The organism is Sinomonas notoginsengisoli (assembly GCF_021554725.1).
GTDB lineage: Bacteria > Actinomycetota > Actinomycetes > Actinomycetales > Micrococcaceae > Sinomonas > Sinomonas notoginsengisoli.
The window spans coordinates 109,111-124,521 of record NZ_JAIZDP010000005.1; the positions used below are offsets into that span (position 1 = coordinate 109,111).

The 15,411-nt window shown below is 69.7% G+C and carries 16 protein-coding genes and 1 riboswitch; of the genes, 9 read left to right on the forward strand and 7 right to left on the reverse strand.

What is annotated here, in order from left to right:
- Positions 1-51: 51 nt before the first annotated feature.
- Complete coding sequence (locus LF262_RS10445) at positions 52-423, forward strand: VOC family protein (protein WP_235780275.1); 372 nt, start codon at positions 52-54, stop codon at positions 421-423.
- Positions 424-518: 95 nt separating this feature from the next.
- Positions 519-1,061 carry a hypothetical protein gene (locus LF262_RS10450; RefSeq protein WP_235780279.1) on the forward strand — a complete coding sequence of 181 codons (543 nt, stop codon included), beginning with the start codon at positions 519-521 and terminating at the stop codon, positions 1,059-1,061.
- Here the strand turns inward: LF262_RS10450 and LF262_RS10455 are convergent.
- A complete protein-coding gene (locus LF262_RS10455; protein ID WP_235780282.1) occupies positions 1,058-1,987 on the reverse strand; it encodes a LysR family transcriptional regulator in 930 nt (309 codons plus the stop codon). The genes LF262_RS10450 and LF262_RS10455 overlap by 4 nt on opposite strands.
- Between LF262_RS10455 and tdh the strand changes: the two genes are divergently transcribed.
- The 5 genes from tdh to LF262_RS10480 all read left to right on the forward strand — a co-directional run bounded on the left by tdh (position 1,986) and on the right by LF262_RS10480 (position 7,769).
- Positions 1,986-3,032, forward strand: a complete 1,047-nt coding sequence (tdh, locus tag LF262_RS10460; protein WP_235780285.1) for an L-threonine 3-dehydrogenase — start codon at positions 1,986-1,988, stop codon at positions 3,030-3,032. The genes LF262_RS10455 and tdh overlap by 2 nt on opposite strands.
- A gap of 70 nt (positions 3,033-3,102) precedes the next feature.
- A complete protein-coding gene (locus tag LF262_RS10465; RefSeq protein WP_235780287.1) occupies positions 3,103-4,326 on the forward strand; it encodes a glycine C-acetyltransferase in 1,224 nt (407 codons plus the stop codon).
- Between the two features lie 117 nt (positions 4,327-4,443).
- Positions 4,444-5,571: an NAD(P)/FAD-dependent oxidoreductase gene (locus LF262_RS10470; RefSeq protein ID WP_235780288.1), complete on the forward strand. Its 1,128-nt coding sequence runs from the start codon at positions 4,444-4,446 to the stop codon at positions 5,569-5,571.
- Between the two features lie 11 nt (positions 5,572-5,582).
- Positions 5,583-6,845, forward strand: coding sequence for an amidohydrolase family protein (locus LF262_RS10475; RefSeq protein WP_235780289.1), 1,263 nt, complete (start codon positions 5,583-5,585; stop codon positions 6,843-6,845).
- Positions 6,846-6,971: 126 nt separating this feature from the next.
- Entirely contained in the window at positions 6,972-7,769 is a 798-nt protein-coding gene (locus tag LF262_RS10480; RefSeq protein ID WP_235780290.1) for a CPBP family intramembrane glutamic endopeptidase, read from the forward strand.
- A 92-nt stretch (positions 7,770-7,861) separates the two neighbouring features.
- On the opposite strand, the gene LF262_RS10485 is transcribed toward LF262_RS10480, so the two are convergent.
- The 6 genes from LF262_RS10485 to LF262_RS10510 form a co-directional block, all read right to left on the reverse strand.
- The gene (locus tag LF262_RS10485) at positions 7,862-8,500 is read right to left on the reverse strand and encodes a VOC family protein (protein WP_235780441.1); all 639 of its coding nucleotides are present in this window, start codon (positions 8,498-8,500) and stop codon (positions 7,862-7,864) included.
- 98 nt (positions 8,501-8,598) lie between these two features.
- A complete protein-coding gene (locus LF262_RS10490; RefSeq protein WP_235780291.1) occupies positions 8,599-10,164 on the reverse strand; it encodes a multicopper oxidase family protein in 1,566 nt (521 codons plus the stop codon).
- A 151-nt stretch (positions 10,165-10,315) separates the two neighbouring features.
- Positions 10,316-11,341 (reverse strand): sensor histidine kinase, encoded by a 1,026-nt coding sequence (locus tag LF262_RS10495; RefSeq protein WP_235780292.1) that lies wholly within the window; start codon positions 11,339-11,341, stop codon positions 10,316-10,318.
- A complete protein-coding gene (locus LF262_RS10500; RefSeq protein ID WP_235780293.1) occupies positions 11,338-12,033 on the reverse strand; it encodes a response regulator transcription factor in 696 nt (231 codons plus the stop codon). The genes LF262_RS10495 and LF262_RS10500 overlap by 4 nt, the downstream gene beginning before the upstream one ends.
- 91 nt (positions 12,034-12,124) lie before the next feature.
- Positions 12,125-12,799: a DedA family protein gene (locus LF262_RS10505; protein WP_235780295.1), complete on the reverse strand. Its 675-nt coding sequence runs from the start codon at positions 12,797-12,799 to the stop codon at positions 12,125-12,127.
- A gap of 7 nt (positions 12,800-12,806) precedes the next feature.
- Positions 12,807-13,550 (reverse strand): phosphatase PAP2 family protein, encoded by a 744-nt coding sequence (locus LF262_RS10510; RefSeq protein ID WP_235780296.1) that lies wholly within the window; start codon positions 13,548-13,550, stop codon positions 12,807-12,809.
- A gap of 210 nt (positions 13,551-13,760) precedes the next feature.
- Here LF262_RS10510 and LF262_RS10515 point away from each other — a divergent pair, with 210 nt between their 5' ends.
- Together LF262_RS10515 and LF262_RS10520 are read left to right on the forward strand one after the other, a co-directional pair.
- A complete protein-coding gene (locus LF262_RS10515; RefSeq protein ID WP_235780297.1) occupies positions 13,761-13,979 on the forward strand; it encodes a type II toxin-antitoxin system Y4mF family antitoxin in 219 nt (72 codons plus the stop codon).
- A complete protein-coding gene (locus tag LF262_RS10520) occupies positions 13,976-15,226 on the forward strand; it encodes a type II toxin-antitoxin system HipA family toxin (protein WP_235780298.1) in 1,251 nt (416 codons plus the stop codon). Before LF262_RS10515 ends, LF262_RS10520 begins: the two co-directional genes overlap by 4 nt.
- 70 nt (positions 15,227-15,296) lie before the next feature.
- Positions 15,297-15,408: riboswitch (SAM riboswitch) on the forward strand.
- Positions 15,409-15,411: the final 3 nt, after the last annotated feature.

Consider the following 15,411-nt stretch of genomic DNA (forward strand, 5'->3'; position numbering starts at 1 on the left):
CCGGTCTGCGGAACCTACTCGTGGGGGCGTCGTCGTGCGTATTCTTGCCGCATGGCGCCCCTCATCAGCTACCACGCTACGGTCCTCGGAAGCCCCGATCCCCAGACGGCGGCCCGCTTCTACTCCAACCTTCTGGGCTGGGAGCTCGGCGACGACGAGCAGGAGTGGGCCACAGTGCTCAATCCTGGGGGTGGGCCGAAGCTCTCGTTCCAGTTCGAGGAGAACTACGAGCGGCCAGCGTGGCCCGAGGAGCAGGGGAAGCAGCAGATGATGATGCATCTGGACCTCCTCGTTGAGGACCTGGCCAAGGCCTGCGCGCATGCCACCGAGTGCGGTGCCGTGCGTTCCCCCCACCAGCCGCAGGATGACGTCATCGTGTTCTTCGACCCGGACGGTCACCCGTTCTGCCTGTTCGAGAATTGACTCCGGGGGTCCGAAGCTGTGAGAGGCCTTTCGATTCTCTGATGATTCCGACCCGCCATGGACAGGAGTCCGGTCTGTGGGCGCATCATGGAGTCATGAGTTCTTCCACGCCCCGTCGTGCGCGGCGCGCGCTCGTGATCGGCGCCCTCGGCGTTGCCCTCGCTGCGGGCGGCGGCGCTGCCGTGTCGGCCGCCTCGGCTCCTTCACCCTCGGCCTCGCAGTCCGCCTCGCCGCACCAGGGCGCGGCCCACGGAAACGGCCACGCCCTCGAGGCCCGCCATGGTCTGCACGGCGAGACGACCGTCAAACGGCCCGATGGGACGTATGCGACGCTTGTGGGCCAGCGCGGCACGGTCACGGAGGTGACCGATGCGAAGCTCACGGTCAAGAGCGAGGACGGGTACACGCACTCGTATGTGCTCAACGGCAGCACGAAGATCCGGTCTGCGTCAGACCGGAACGCCGCGGCGCTCAAGGCCTCCGACCTCAAGGCCGGCGACGAGGTGGCCGTGCGTGCCGAGCGAAACGGCAGTGACGACACCGCTACCGCCGTGGCCAAGGGGCCGTTCCCGGCCAAGTCCGCCGAGGCGCAGAACGGCCAGGGCGGCCACCGAGGCCACAAGTCCCAGGGCAGCTAGGGCACCACAGCGGCGGACTCGGCCTCGGCGACGAGTTCAGCCATGAGCGCCCGAAGCTCGCCGGCTACCGTCTGGACTGATCTCCTGCGCGCATTCTCGGGGCGAATTAGAAGGTCGATGCTGCGCCTCGTGCCGATCCCGGCGAGTGGGCGGAGCACGACGCCGTCCGGCAGCCCAATCGTTGCGGTATACCGGGGAAGCAGGCCTAGGACGCCGCCGCCGGCCACGATGGCGGCGACGGTCGAGTAGTCGTTGATGTGGTGGGCCACGTCGGGAGACCGGCTCGTGATCGCCCCGATCGTGGAGAGCACGTCCGCGGGCGAAAAGCCCGGACGGCTGGAGACCCAGCGCTCGCCTGCGACATCCTCGGGAGCCAGCGTCGCGCTCGTCGCGAGGCGGTGCCCGGCTGGCAGCGCGACGTCGAACGGCTCCTGCACGAGCGGAACGACGATGAGCCGGTCCGATGGCCACGCCTCCGTGTGGGCAAGACGGTGCGCCAGCACGATGTCGTGCTTGGCGGTGAGCGCCGGGAAGCTGTGCTGCGGGACGTCCTCGTCGGTGAGGCGCAGCCGGGGGAGCCCCGGGGCCGAGGCGGGAACGGCGTCGTCGTGCGCCTCCGGCGCCTCAGGGGAGAACCGCCTCGTGAGCCGTCCGAACAGCGTCTGGGCGGCCGAGTGGAACGCGCTCACGCTCACCAGCCCGGCAGGGTCCTCGTGGTACATGCCGATCGCAGCGCGCGCGTCCGCCATGGCGCGCACGACGGCGCCTCCCGCCTCCGCGAGCACCCTCCCGGCGTCCGTGAGGACGAGAGTGCGGACCTCCTTGCGCGTCAGCTGGACACCGGCGCTGCGCGCGAGCAGTGCGAGCTGCTGCGAAACCGCCGAGGGGGTGACCTGGAGCTGTTCGGAAGCGTTGAATGGGCCCATGAAGGCCCTCTACAAGCCCGGCCCGCGGGCCGGCTTCGAGTTCACCGAGCGCCCCGAGCCAGTAGCCGGGCCCACAGACGCCAAGATCCGCGTGCTGGCCACCGGAATCTGCGGCACCGATCTCCACCTCGAGTCTTGGGATGCCTCCGCCCAGGCCATGTCCACGGCGCCGTTCATCCCCGGCCACGAGTTCTACGGCGAGGTCGTCGAGGTTGGCGAGGACGTTCACGTGGTCAGGGTCGGGGACCGGATTTCGGGCGAGGGCCATATAGTCTGCGGGATGTGCCGCAACTGCCGGGCCGGACGCAGGCAGATGTGCATCAACGTGGTCAGCGTGGGCGTGCAGCGCGACGGGGCCTTCGCAGAGTATGTGGTCATACCGGAGGCCAACGTCTGGGTCCACCACGATCCCTCCATCACCCCCGAACTCGGTTCAGTCTTCGACCCGTTCGGCAACGCTGTCCACACCGCCCTCAGCTTCCCGCTCGTGGGCGAGGACGTGCTCATCACCGGCGCCGGACCCATCGGGCTCATGGCCATCTCTGTGGCACGGCATGCCGGCGCCCGCAAGATCGCCATTACGGACGTCTCCCCGCGCCGCCTCGAGCTCGCCCGGAAGATGGGCGCGGACCTCGCTGTCAACGTCTCGGCCATGTCCGTGCGCGAGGCGCAGCGCGAGCTCGGCATGCTGGAGGGCTTTGACGTGGGCTTCGAGATGTCCGGGCGCCCCGCCGCGCTCGCGGGCATGATCGAGAACATGAACCACGGGGGCCGCATCGCCATGCTGGGCCTCCCGTCTCAGGCGGCGGAGCTGGACTGGACGAAGATCGTGACGCATATGCTCACGCTCAAGGGCATTTACGGCCGCGAGATGTTCGAGACCTGGTACGCCATGAGCGCCATGCTCTCCTCCAACCCCGTGCTCCACCGCAATGTCGCCGCTGTGGTGACCGATGTCCTGCCGGCCGAGCGCTGGGAGGAGGGATTCGCCGTTGCCCGCTCTGGCAGCGGCGGCAAGGTGGTGCTGGACTGGGCGAGCGTGTAGTCAGGGCGGGAGTGCAGGCAGGGCCGCACCGGCGGAGGCGGCGGGACGAAGCGAAGAGGGAGAAGCAGGCATGTTCGGAGGAATCAGGGAGCAGCTGGCCGCGGAGCTCGAAGGGATCCGTGCGGCCGGGACGTTCAAGGAGGAGCGGCACATCGACTCCCCGCAGGCGGCCCACATCGAGGCCGGAGCGCTCGGGAGGCCCGCGGGGGAGGTCCTGAACTTCTGCGCCAACAACTACCTTGGCCTGGCCGACCATCCGGAGCTCATCGCGGCGGCGAAGGACGCCCTTGACGCCCGAGGTTTCGGCATGGCATCCGTGCGCTTCATCTGCGGCACCCAGGACATGCACCTCACCCTCGAGCGCCGCGTCTCGGAGTTCCTGGGCACCGAGGACACCATCCTGTTCTCAAGCTGCTTTGACGCCAACGGCGGGGTGTTCGAGGCCATTCTCGGCCCCGAGGACGCGGTCATCTCCGACACTCTCAACCATGCCTCGATCATCGACGGCATCCGCCTGTGCAAGGCGGTGCGGCTTCGCTACGCCAACCGGGATATGGGCGAGCTCGAGGCGCGCCTCAATGAGGCGAAGGAGATGAACGACGGCGCTGGGGCGCGTCGGGTGCTCGTCGTGACCGATGGCGTCTTCTCCATGGACGGCTACCTTGCGCCGCTTGCCGAGATCTGCGGCCTCGCGGAGAAGTACGGGGCGATGGTGATGGTGGACGACTCCCACGCTGTCGGGTTCATGGGAGCCACCGGCGCCGGGACCCCCGAGCACGCGGGGGTCTCGGACCGGGTGGACATCTACACAGGCACGTTCGGAAAGGCACTTGGGGGGGCCTCGGGCGGGTACGTCTCGGGCCGCGCAGAGATCGTGGCAACGCTGCGCCAGAAGGCCAGACCCTATCTGTTCTCGAACTCGGTTGCTCCGATGATCGTCGCGGCCACCCTCAGGGCCCTGGACCTCGTGGCGGGCTCGAAGGACCTTCGCGAGCAGCTCTTCGCCAATGCCGCACTGTTCCGGCGGCGCATGGGGGAGGAGGGCTTCGACCTCCTCCCGGGCGAGCATGCGATCGTTCCCGTGATGTTCGGAGATGCCGCGCTCGCGGGCCGGATCGCGGCCGAGATGCTCGCGCACGGCGTGTACGTGACTGCCTTCTCCTACCCCGTGGTCCCCCAGGGGCTGGCGCGCATCCGGGTGCAGCTCTCCGCCGCGCACACGTCCGAGGACGTCGAGACGGCCGTCGGGGCCTTCGTCGCAGCACGGGAGGCGGTGGGAGCCGCATCAGTGTGAGGCATTTCCCGGATATCGAGGGCGCTGCAGCCTACCCGGAACCCGGAGTGAACTCTCCCGGATCGTCAGAGCTCTAGGACCCTCCCGGGATCACCCGTGCGCGGGTATGGTGTGGCCATGACGGCCACCACCAACAGTGCGCACGACGTAGACGTCCTCATCGTCGGAGGGGGTATCGCGGGCCTTTCGCTCGCTTCGGCACTAGCAGGGAAATGCCGCGTTGCGCTCGTCGAATCGGAGCCCTCGCTCGCCTACCACACCTCCGGCCGGTCCGCGGAGCAGCTCATCCCCAGCTACGGTCCGCAGCCAATCCAGGAGCTGACCCGACGCACGCTCGGCACGCTCCGCGACGCCGCGGACGAGGACGGGCGGCGCCTCGTCTGGCCCAGCCGCTTCATGCTCGTGGGCGCCTGGGCGGACGTGGGCCAGGCCTCCCATGAGGGGATGCAGCCCCTCAGCCGGAATCAGGCACGCGAGCTCGTGCCTGCGCTGCGCGCGGACGGCTTCGAGGCGGCCGCACTGGACATCGGGTCCGTGCGGGTCGATGCTCCCGCGCTGCTCGCGTTCCACGAGGAGCGCGCGCGGGCCGCAGGAGTCCACATCAGCGTCGGAAGCCCCGTGCACACGGCACAGCGGGTCGGCGAGGGCTGGCTCGTGGGCGCCGGCGCGGAGGGTTTCCACGCGGTCAACGTGGTCAACGCTGCGGGTGCCTGGGCGGACGACGTCGCAATCCTGTTCGGCGTCGAGCGCCTCGGCCTGCAGCCATACCGCCGCACGGCCGCGCTCGTGTCCTTGGCCGAGCCCCTCGACCCGGATACCCCGATGGTCGCCGCAGCCGACAACACATGGTACTTCCGCCCAGACGAGGCCGGCGCGCTCGTCTCGCCGTCCGAGGCCGAGCCGTCCCGGGCCGAGGACGCCGTGCCGCGTCCTGGGGACGTCGAGAGGACCCTCGAGCTCATCCGCGCGGTCGCGGACCTCAAGGTGACGGGAGTGGTGAGGGCCTGGACCGGGCTGAGGACCTCCCCCAAAGACGGTCTCCCGGTTATGGGCTTCGATCCCGAGGGTCCCGGGTTCTTCTGGCTCGCCGGTCAGGGCGGGTATGGCTTCCAGACCTCGTCGGCGCTCGCCGAGGACGCCGCGGCCCAGCTCCTCGCGGGGCCAGGGGCGCTGCGAACGGGTGTGCGTCCGGCATCCGAGACAGCGAGGGCCCTCGACCCGCACCGGCTCTCCGTCAGGACCTAGAGCATGGGTATATGACCCTTCTCATCGACCACATCGGCGAGCTCTCCACCCAGCACCTCGCCGGTGAGGCGCGCCCAGCCGTTCTTGCCGCCGGCGGTGAGGCGGCCGGCGTCCTGCGGGAGGCCGCCGTCGTGATCGAGGGCGAGCGGATCGCCTGGGTGGGCCAGTCGTCGAAGGCCCCGGCCGCCGACGAGCGGTATGACGCGGAGGGCCGCGCCGTGCTGCCCGGATGGGTCGACTCGCACTCGCACCTCGTCTTCGCGGGAGACCGCACGGCGGAGTTCGAGGCGCGGATGGCCGGGAAGGCCTATTCAGCGGGCGGCATCGGGGTCACCGTGGGTGCCACGCGAGCCGCGTCCGACGCCGAGCTGCGGCGCTTGCTTGCTGCCCGCGTTGCTGAGGCGGTCGCCGGCGGGACGACGTATCTGGAGACGAAGACCGGGTACGGGCTCGACGTCGAGCAAGAGCGCCGAAGCGCGCAGCTGGCCGCGGAGTTCGTCGACGAGGTCACGTACCTCGGAGCGCATCTCGTGCCCGCCGGGTCCGATGCCGAGGAGTACACCGAGCTCGTGTGCGGGGACATGCTCGCCGCCGTGCGGCCTCACGTGCGCTGGGCGGACGTGTTCTTCGAGCGCGGGGCCTTCTCGGAGGAGCAGGCCCGCCGTGTTCTCGAGGCCTGCCGCGAGGCGGGCCTCGGGCTCCGGGTGCACGGGAACCAACTCGGGCCCGGGGCCGGGGTGCGGCTTGCCGTGGAGGTCGGTGCCGCGAGTGTTGACCACGTGAACTTCCTTCAGGACGCCGATGTCGAGGCCCTCGCCGGCACGTGGGCGGGCTGGACCGGGGCCGCCGCGCCAGATTCGGTGGACACGGCCGGGACGGTCGCGACGGTCCTGCCTGCCTGCGACCTCTCGACCCGCGCACCGCTTGCACCCGCCCGCCGCCTGCTTGACGCCGGGGTGCAGATCGCGATCGCGTCCAACTGCAACCCGGGCACGAGCTACACGAGCGCTGTGGACTTCTGCGTCACCACCGCAGTCCTGCAGATGGGACTCTCGGTCCAGGAAGCGGTCCGGGCCGCGACGTTCGGGGGCGCCCTCGCCCTACGGCGGCATGTGGGGACTGACGAGGACGAGCGGCGGGCGGTGGGGTCTATCGCCGTCGGCCATCGTGCGGACCTCCACCTCCTCGACGCTCCTTCGGCCACCCACCTCGCCTACCGCCCCGGTATGCCCCTCACGCACGCGGTGTGGCGCGCTGGGGACCGGGTGCGGTGATCCGGCCGCGGACCAGCTCCTCGAAGGTCGCCTCGAGGACGGTTCCCGCCGTGGTCCGCGGCGTCCGCGAGCCAACCCTAGGGCAGGCTGAGAGCGGCGGCCGGGCGCGGCAGGCAAGATAGACGCATGCCGCAAGAACGCGCCGTCGCCCGTTCCCCCTCCCGCGCGCGGTGGGGTGCCCAGCTCCTGATTGTCCTAGGCCTCTCGCTCGGGCAGTCCGCGGTGTACTCGGTAATCCAGCTGCTCGACAAGGCCACCCGGGCGCCCCTCTCGCAGGGGACCAGCACGCTCAACCGGTCGCTGAGCTCGCGCGAATACTTCGACCTCGCGTACCAGCTCCTCGACATCCTGTTCGCGCTCGTGCCGGTGGCGCTCGTCCTGTATTTCGTCTGGGACGCGTCGGCGCGCATCCGGCGCCCCGTGCTCTGGACCACGCCGTTCGGCCGCCTCGGGTTCAACCTCGCACGGCCTGGACGCGACTGGCTCTGGGGCGCGGGCCTCTTCCTCGCGGTCGGCATTCCGTCGCTCGGGCTGTACTGGGCCGGGCGCGCGCTCGGGATCACCACTGCGATTATTCCCAGTGGGCTCGACCAGTACTGGTGGACCGTGCCGGTGCTCATCGTCTCTGCGGTGCGCCACGCCGTGGTCGAGGAGGTCATCGTTGTGGCGTTCATGCTCGGGTGGCTGCGCCGGCTCGGGTGGGGCGTCCCTGCGGCAATTGCTGCGAGCGCCCTCCTGCGCGGGAGCTATCACCTGTACCAGGGGATCGGGCCGTTCGTGGGCAACGCCGTGATGGGTGTGGTCTTCGCGCTCGTGTACCGGAAGTACGGGCGGGTGATGCCGCTCGTGATCGCCCACGCGCTGCTGGACATCGCCGCATTCGTCGGCTTCAGCGTCGCGGGCAAGGCGATGGGCCTGGGGTAGAAGGTGGCCAGAGAGCGCACGGCAAGATGCCAGAGACCCCGCACCTCTTGGTCGGGTGCGGGGTCTCTGGGCGCCCCTTTCGGGCTCCCTGGTCAGATGGTGACGGCGCCGCCTGCGGTCTGGAACGTCACGGACATGATGCCGGGGGTGCCCTTGGGGGAGACCCACTCGACCTCGACGTCCTCGAGCGGCTTCTCCACCGGCTCCCCGAGCCATTCGGTCACGCGCTCGGCAGACCCGGCGATGGTCAGCTTGCTCATGCGTACGGTGCCGGGGTACGCGTTGGACGGGTGGAGGGACGGATCGCCCTCCCACTTGAGCATGTAGGGCACTTGGGGATCCGCGATGAGTCCGAGGATGCCGATCTGCTTCCATACGAGCTCGCGCCCGTCCGGGAACTTGCGGTTGCCGGGCACGGCATGGCGGCCGAGGCGCTCCTCGAACGGCGCGAGGTCCTCGACCTCGACGCACCAGCCCATCCACCCGCCGCCCGCCGCGCTTCGGGCACGCACCGCCTGCCCGAACGGTGCCTTGTCCGACGCCGGGTGGTCCAGGACCTCGACAACCTCGAGGTAGTGGTGGTCCGTGAGGGGAATGATCATGTTGCGGGTACCGAACCGCGGGTGGACCCCGCCCTTGACTGCCTCGACACTGAGGGCATTGGCGATCCGCTCCGTGGTGGCCAGCAGACCGTCCGCTTCGCAGGCATAAGAAACATGGTCCATACGCATGGAAGTCATGGTGCCACGTTGTGATGGGCGCCTCAGCTTAGGGTTACCTAACCGAGGGTCGGTGCCTAGCCGCGGTGCTCACGTTGGCGTGGTCGGCTCTACGGCACGACCTGGATGTAGCCCATCATGCCGTGGTCCTCGTGGGCCGCGATGTGGCAATGGAACATCCACCGGCCGGGGTAGTCCGTGAACGCCTGGCGCAGGACGACTGTGCCGGGGACGCCGTTGACGGCGTGCGGCACCACCACGGTGTCCTGGCGATGGATGGATGCTGGCGCGGCGCCGTTGACACTCATCACCTGGAACGCGTTGCTGTGCATGTGGAACGGGTGGTCCTCGCCGGTGACGTTGGTGACGGTCCATTCCTCGACGGTGCCGAGCTTCGCCGCGAGGTCGAAGGTCGGGGAATCCATGCCGAACTGCTTGCCGTTGATGAAGAACTGCGAGGTGGACTCCTCCTCGGACAGCACGACCCGGCGCCTCTGGGCGATCGGGGCGCCTGCGAGGTCGGGCTGGGCACCGGCGATCCGGACGTCGGCGGCGGGCAGGGAGGCCGTCGGCGCGCCGCCGATGTCGAGCCGCGCCAGCTGGGTGTCCGGGTACTGGTCGCCGCCTGGACCGTTGCTGTACGCGAGCGTGCGCAGCACGGCCGAGCCGGCAGTCTGGGAGGCCGTGACGAGGACGTCGAAGCGCTTGCCCGGGGGCAGCAGGAGCTCGGTGGCGTCAGCCGAGACGGGGAGCGGGTTGCCGTCCTCGGCGACCACGGAGAACCGGTAGCCGTCCAGCCGGAGGCGGTAGAAGATGTCCGCTCCGAGGTTCGCCACGCGCCACAGTTCGGTCTCTCCCGGCCGCAGGGAGAGGACGGGCCGGAGTTGACCGTTGACGAGTCGCACAGTGTCCGCGTTCGAGTCGATGGAGGTGTTCGCCGTGTTCTGGACGATCTTCCCCGCGACGTCGATCTGCGCGTCCTTGAGCGCGATCACCCGCTCGGGGACGTCACGCAGCCCGCCGGGCAGGCCGGTGCGCGAGTCTCCTATGACGATCGCGCCCGAGAGGCCGGCGAGGATCTGGTTCTCGGTATCGGCGGGCATGAAGCCGGGCGTCGCGTGCGAGTGGCCGTTCGCCACAGCGTTCGGGTTGGGGCAGGAGGTGCTCATCGCGTGTGAGTGGTACCAGTACGTGCCCTGAGGATGGTCGGCCGGGATGCTCAGCCGGTAGGTGTAGGCGGCGCCGGGCGGGATGCAGACCATCGGATTGTCAGAGCTTCCCTCTGGCGAGACGTGGAGCCCGTGGAAGTGCAGGTTCGTCGCGGTCTGGAGCCGGTTGCGGACGGTGATCGACGCGGTGGTGCCGGGGTCGAGCCGCAGCGTGGGCGCGACGATGGCCCCGGCGTACGAAGCGCCCCACACGTCCTTGCCCGAGATCGAGAACCGGGTCTTCGCAGGGTCGAGCGTGACCTCCACGCCGGCGGACGCCTCGATGACCGGCGGCTCCGTCAGCGGCGCGCCGGGGGCCATGCCCCGCTCCTGCTCGGCTGCCGTGAGGGCCTGCGGTGGTGTCGCGATGGCGGCCACCGTACCGCCCGCTGCTAGAACGACCGCGAGCGTGCCGGCGGCGAGAAGGCGCCGTCGGCTCCGGGGACGGGGGAGGACGGCACGCGGCATGGTGAGCTCCAGACTGGAATAGCTAACGGAAACATTCCGATATTAGCTTTGCCTAACCTGAGCATTGGCTGTGTTTACTCCACGTTTGCCTAACTCACGGGGAACTCCCAGTCAACAAGCCGCAGAAAAGCGGAGCGGCCACGTCCCCGCGTCAGCGCGCGAGCGGCAGCGAGACCTCCATCGTGGTCCCCTCCGCCCCGGTCGAGGCAATGCGCACAGAGCCGCCATTGCGGACGGCGATGTCGCGCACGAGCGCGAGACCCAGCCCGAAGCTGCGCTGCCCGCCCGGGGCCTCGCTCCCAGCCCCCGCGTACCGCTCGAACACCCGTTCCGGTGCTGGTCCCGCGATCCCCGGGCCTGTGTCTGCGACGGTGAGGACCGCCGTCGTCCCTCCCGAGCCGATGGTGACGCCCATCGTGACCCGCCCGCCGGCAAGGGTGTACTTGAGCGCATTGTCGGCAAGCGCCACGATCACGCGCCGCAGGGCGGCGGGCGCGACGGCGACCGGCACCGCCTCGCCTGAGTCCTCACAGCTCAGGGCGATGTCCCGCTCACGGGCGATCACGGTGAGGTCGGCCACGACGTCGCGCGCGAGGGCCGTGAGATCCGTGGGCGTCTCGGGGACATCCGGTCCGCCGGAGATGCCGTGGAGGAGGTCTTCGATGATCGCGGCAAGTTTCGCGGAATCCGCACGGAGCTCGGCGAGAACTGCTGCGGCTTCACTGTCCTTGGCGAGGCGCCGCTGGGCGAGCTGGATGCGCGTGTCGATCACCGTCAGCGGCGTGCGCAGCTCGTGGCTCGCGTCCTGGACGAAGGAGCGCTGGAGCGCAAGCGACTCCCCGAGCGGCTTGACCGCCTGCCGCGCGATCAGCACTCCCACTGTCCCCGCGAGCGCGATCCCGAGCACGCCGCCGACCACAAGCGCGCCGAACACGTCGACGGAGTCCAGCACAATCTGCGGCTGGCTGCGCTCGAGGTGCGCGATCATCTCGGCCGGCTGGGACTTGGCCCAGACGAACAGCGCCGCTGCCGCGAGCAGGAGTACGACGACGACCGCCACGGCCGCCGCGATCTGCAGCCCGACCCGCAGGGCAGCCCGCCTGAGGGCCAGCTCGTCCGAGTTGAGAGGCCGCCGCGCTCGGGCTGTCCCGCGCACTGTGCGCCACCGCGGCGTCATTCGAGCCCGCCCAGCTGGTAGCCGAGGCCGTGCACGGTCCTGATCACGCCCCGGTCCGTCTTCTTCCTGAGGTAGTGCACGTAAGTGTCCACGACACCGGGGGTGTCTGCGGGATCGAATACCGAGCCGAGGAGCTCGGCGCGGGAGTGGACGCGCGCAGGGTCCGCGGCGAGGCGGGCCAGAAGGGCCGATTCGGCCGCGGAAAGTTCAACCCGGTGCCCGTAGGGCGAGGTGAGGACGCGCGTTCCCGGGTCGAGGTCCCACGAGCCGACTGCGAGCAGTGCCGAGGTGCCCTCGCCCTCCCGCCGCTCGTAGGTCCGCGTGAGCGCACGGAGCCGTGCGGCGAGCTCCTCGGAGTCGAAGGGCTTGACGAGGTAGTCGTTGGCTCCGGCGTCGAGGCCCTCGACCTTGTCCGGGACGCTCCCGAGCGCGGTGAGCAGCAGGATCGGCGCCGTCAGGCCCTTGGCCCGCACCGACTTCACGAGCGAGACCCCGTCCAGGCCGGGGAGCCCGCGGTCCACGACGAGCGCGTCCCACTCCTGCGCCAGGGCCAGCTCGAGCCCCTCCCGGCCATCCGCGGCGAGCGCCACGTCGAAGTCGTCCTCGAGGAGCGCGGCCACGAGCGGGCCGAGCTGCGGGTCGTCCTCAATGAGCAGCACGCGCCGCCTGGTCGGGGGCTCCGTGGGGTCCATGGCTGCCATTGTGCCAACTCGCCTCCGGAAAGCGACTCCCAGTCTCGCCCCAGAGCGCGGGCCCGAGGGGTGGGCACGAGCGTGGAGCGGATCAGCGAGGGTAGCTATCGACCTCGGCTGGGCCGCGTTCGTCATCGTCGACCCGCGCAGGGGCCGGCTGCGGCTGTCCTGTCAGCGATGCCTTGCGGCGCCGGCGCAGGATCTCGATGCCGATCGGGATGACGGAGGCAGCGACGATGAGCACCGACAGGATGTCGATGTTCTGCGCGATGACATCGACGTGCCCGAGCCACACGCCGAGCAGGGTGATGGACACCGACCAGGCGACTCCGCCAAGCACGTTCCAGCCAAGGAACTTCCGGTACGGGTAGTGGGCCATGCCCGCGACGAGCGGCACATACGTGCGCACGATCGGCACGAACCGGGCCAGCACGAGGGCGCGCCCGCCGTACCGGCCGAAGAACTCCTCGGCGCTTGCCAGGTGGCTGAGCTTGAGGACCTTTGCGTCCTCGCGGAACCAGCGCTTCCCCACGAACTTGCCGAGCAGGTACCCGGCCTGGTCTCCTGCAACGGCGGCGATGGCCACGACCAGGATGAGCACCGGGAGGCTGAGGCCGAGTTGGGCGTGCAGGAGCCCCACGGTGAACAGCAGGGAGTCGCCGGGCAGGAATGGGAAGAGCAGCCCGGACTCGATGAAGACCAGGAGGGCAACCACGCCGAGGACCCAGGGCCCGGCACCGATCAGGAGGGAGGTTGGATCGAGCATAGGGGTGTCAGCGGCTTTCGAGACGGGTGATGAAGGGCAGCTTCGCGAGCATGGGCGGCGCGAACCGGTTCCAGAGTCCGGACCACAGGAGGATTCCCGCGATCGAGGCGGGGAACGAGGCGATGACGTCCATCGGGTAGTGCACGCCCACGTAGACGCGCGTCCACGCGACAAAGGCCGAGACGATCAGGCCCACTACGAGGATCCACGTTCCGGCGCGCGTGTGCCGGAAGAGGAAGTACAGCGCGATGGTCAGCGACACGGCGAAGCACACATGTCCGCTGGGAAAGCTGTTGGGGTCCATGTCCGGGGAGAGGGGGTTCGCGAGCAGGCTCGAATCCGGGCGATGGCGGTGGATCACGTATTTGAACAGCAGGCTGTAGACCCAGCCGAAACCGGTGATGCTCACTACGGCGAGCGCGTCCACGGGCGTGCGGCGCACCGCCCAGAGGACCACGAGCAGGAGCACGAGGATCACGATCGCGCCGCGTGGGCCGAGGATCTGCTCGATCGCCAGCGCAACCGCATTGAACCAGCCGACGTGCTGATTGCTCATCCACTGGTCGATGGCGAGCTCGGAGTTGGTGTAGGGCGTCGTCGTGGCGGCGAGTCCGATGGCGAGCAGCACGACACTCAGGATGACGGGCACCGCGATCCAATGCCTGAGCGTGGGCAGGCGCAGAAGCCCGCTGCGGGCCGGCAGGTGGGCCCAGGCCCTAGGCCTGGAGGTCGCATAGTCCGAGGTGGTCATGTGCCTATGGTGCGCCCCTGGGTCTAAGACGGTTCTAAGAATCACGCCGTGTCTCGGCCGTTACCCGCTACCGGTACGAGCGTGCCGATTCCTGCATCCTTCGTGACTTGACTCACGAGAATGTTCCGCGCAAGCTGTGAAGCGGAACGTTCGTGCCGTTTCGAGCGGAACAGGGTTGCGGTCCGGCTCCTGGGGAAGCGAGGAATCCGTATGGAGCTCCTGAGTCGAGCCATCGCCGCTGAGGTGAGGCAACGGCGTCGTGCGCTCGGGCTGACGCAGCAGGACCTGGCCGAGCTCGCGGGCGTGAGCGAGCGGTTCGTCCGCTTCGTCGAGCAGGCCAAGCCAAGCGTCCAGCTCGACGCGCTTGAATCGGTGCTCGGCGCCCTCGGCCTCGAGCTTCGGGTCGCGGCCCGCGGAGGGAGGCCATGACCCGGCACCGGACCGCGGATGTGTACAAGGGCGGGGTCCTCGCCGCCCGGCTCGAGCGGTTCGAGGGCGGCACCCGCTTTACATACCTGCCCGCCTACGTCGCCTCGGGCGGAGAGCCCGTGGCCTCGACGCTCCCGATCACCACCCGACCCGTCGTCACTGGTGCCGGCGCGGTCCCGGCATTCTTCACCGGCCTGCTCCCCGAGGGGCGCCGGCTCGCTTCCCTGCGGCGCGCCGTGAAGACGAGCGCCGATGACGAGTTGGGGCTCCTCATGGCTGCCGGCTCGGACCCTGTGGGCGACGTTCAGATCGTCCCCCACGGCGAACTCCTGGCGGGCTTGGGCGGCGAGGGGGGCGGGGACGCCCAGAGCGGTGGCGACCAGCACGCCGTTGTGCTCGACGCCCGCCGCACCCCGGACTTCGCCGCGCTCGTCGACGACCCCTTGCTCGTGGACCCCAAGGCGCTCGCCGGCGTGCAGGACAAGGTGAGCGCCGGCATGATCTCCCTTCCGGCAGCCCAGTCCGGGCGGCGGTACATCCTCAAGCTCAACGCTCCCGAGTTCCCCCACGTGGTCGAGAACGAGCACCTCATGTACCGGTACGCGGCCAGGCTGCGCATTCCGGTGTGCCGGGTCAAGCTCGTGCGGGACGTCGCGGGCCGCGCCGGGCTGCTCGTCGAGCGGTTCGACCGGCCGCCGCAGGCCGAGGGAAGGGCGGTGTCCCGTCTCGCCGTCGAGGACGGCTCGCAGTTGCTCGGCCTGTATCCCGCGGACAAGTACAACGTCAGCTATGAGGAACTGTGCCGCGCGGTGGCCGCCCACTGCGCCGCGCCGCTGCCCGCGCTGCGCAGCCTCGCGCTCCAGGGTGCCTTCGCGTGGCTGACCGGCAACGGGGACCTCCACGCGAAGAACGTCTCAGTGGTGCAAGGGCTTGCCGTGCCGGGGGAGTGGGGGATTGCCCCTGTGTATGACATCCCCTCGACCGTCCCGTACGGCGACAAATCCCTGGCCCTGCCGCTCGGGGGCAAGCGCACGGGGATCTCGCGGCGCCACTTCTTGGGTTGGGTTCGGGAGCTCGGCCTCCCCTCCCGGGCAGCAGAGGGGGTGCTCGCCTCGGCCCTGCGGGCTTCCGGGCCGCTGCTGGAGGACCTTTCCGCGCACGACGGCGGCCCCTCGCCCTTCCTTCCCGGTGTCACCCGGGCGTGGGTCAAGGAACTGCGGCATCGTCGGCGGCTCATGGAGGGCTGAGGCGGGGCGTTGTTCACAGTCGGTCACACTCTTGGCTGCCGGGCTTGGCCCACCCTTACACTCGCCAATAGGTCATGAGTGCCAGCGCCAAACCCCGGTTTGCTGGCCGGCAACCCTCCGCCGCGGTGGGGTGCCCCGGGTGAAGACCTGGACCGGCGAGAGCCGCCGGTCAAGCGCAGCGCAAA

What these genes read in the sequence shown, in the direction of transcription:
- LF262_RS10445 (WP_235780275.1), top strand. Translation starts at nt 52, where the DNA reads ATGGCGCCCCTCATCAGCTACCACGCTACGGTCCTCGGAAGCCCCGAT.
- LF262_RS10450 (WP_235780279.1), top strand. Translation starts at nt 519, where the DNA reads ATGAGTTCTTCCACGCCCCGTCGTGCGCGGCGCGCGCTCGTGATCGGC.
- tdh (WP_235780285.1), top strand. Translation starts at nt 1,986, where the DNA reads ATGAAGGCCCTCTACAAGCCCGGCCCGCGGGCCGGCTTCGAGTTCACC.
- LF262_RS10455 (WP_235780282.1), bottom strand. Translation starts at nt 1,987, where the DNA reads ATGGGCCCATTCAACGCTTCCGAACAGCTCCAGGTCACCCCCTCGGCG.
- LF262_RS10465 (WP_235780287.1), top strand. Translation starts at nt 3,103, where the DNA reads ATGTTCGGAGGAATCAGGGAGCAGCTGGCCGCGGAGCTCGAAGGGATC.
- LF262_RS10470 (WP_235780288.1), top strand. Translation starts at nt 4,444, where the DNA reads ATGACGGCCACCACCAACAGTGCGCACGACGTAGACGTCCTCATCGTC.
- LF262_RS10475 (WP_235780289.1), top strand. Translation starts at nt 5,583, where the DNA reads ATGACCCTTCTCATCGACCACATCGGCGAGCTCTCCACCCAGCACCTC.
- LF262_RS10480 (WP_235780290.1), top strand. Translation starts at nt 6,972, where the DNA reads ATGCCGCAAGAACGCGCCGTCGCCCGTTCCCCCTCCCGCGCGCGGTGG.
- LF262_RS10485 (WP_235780441.1), bottom strand. Translation starts at nt 8,500, where the DNA reads ATGCGTATGGACCATGTTTCTTATGCCTGCGAAGCGGACGGTCTGCTG.
- LF262_RS10490 (WP_235780291.1), bottom strand. Translation starts at nt 10,164, where the DNA reads ATGCCGCGTGCCGTCCTCCCCCGTCCCCGGAGCCGACGGCGCCTTCTC.
- LF262_RS10495 (WP_235780292.1), bottom strand. Translation starts at nt 11,341, where the DNA reads ATGACGCCGCGGTGGCGCACAGTGCGCGGGACAGCCCGAGCGCGGCGG.
- LF262_RS10500 (WP_235780293.1), bottom strand. Translation starts at nt 12,033, where the DNA reads ATGGACCCCACGGAGCCCCCGACCAGGCGGCGCGTGCTGCTCATTGAG.
- LF262_RS10505 (WP_235780295.1), bottom strand. Translation starts at nt 12,799, where the DNA reads ATGCTCGATCCAACCTCCCTCCTGATCGGTGCCGGGCCCTGGGTCCTC.
- LF262_RS10510 (WP_235780296.1), bottom strand. Translation starts at nt 13,550, where the DNA reads ATGACCACCTCGGACTATGCGACCTCCAGGCCTAGGGCCTGGGCCCAC.
- LF262_RS10515 (WP_235780297.1), top strand. Translation starts at nt 13,761, where the DNA reads ATGGAGCTCCTGAGTCGAGCCATCGCCGCTGAGGTGAGGCAACGGCGT.
- LF262_RS10520 (WP_235780298.1), top strand. Translation starts at nt 13,976, where the DNA reads ATGACCCGGCACCGGACCGCGGATGTGTACAAGGGCGGGGTCCTCGCC.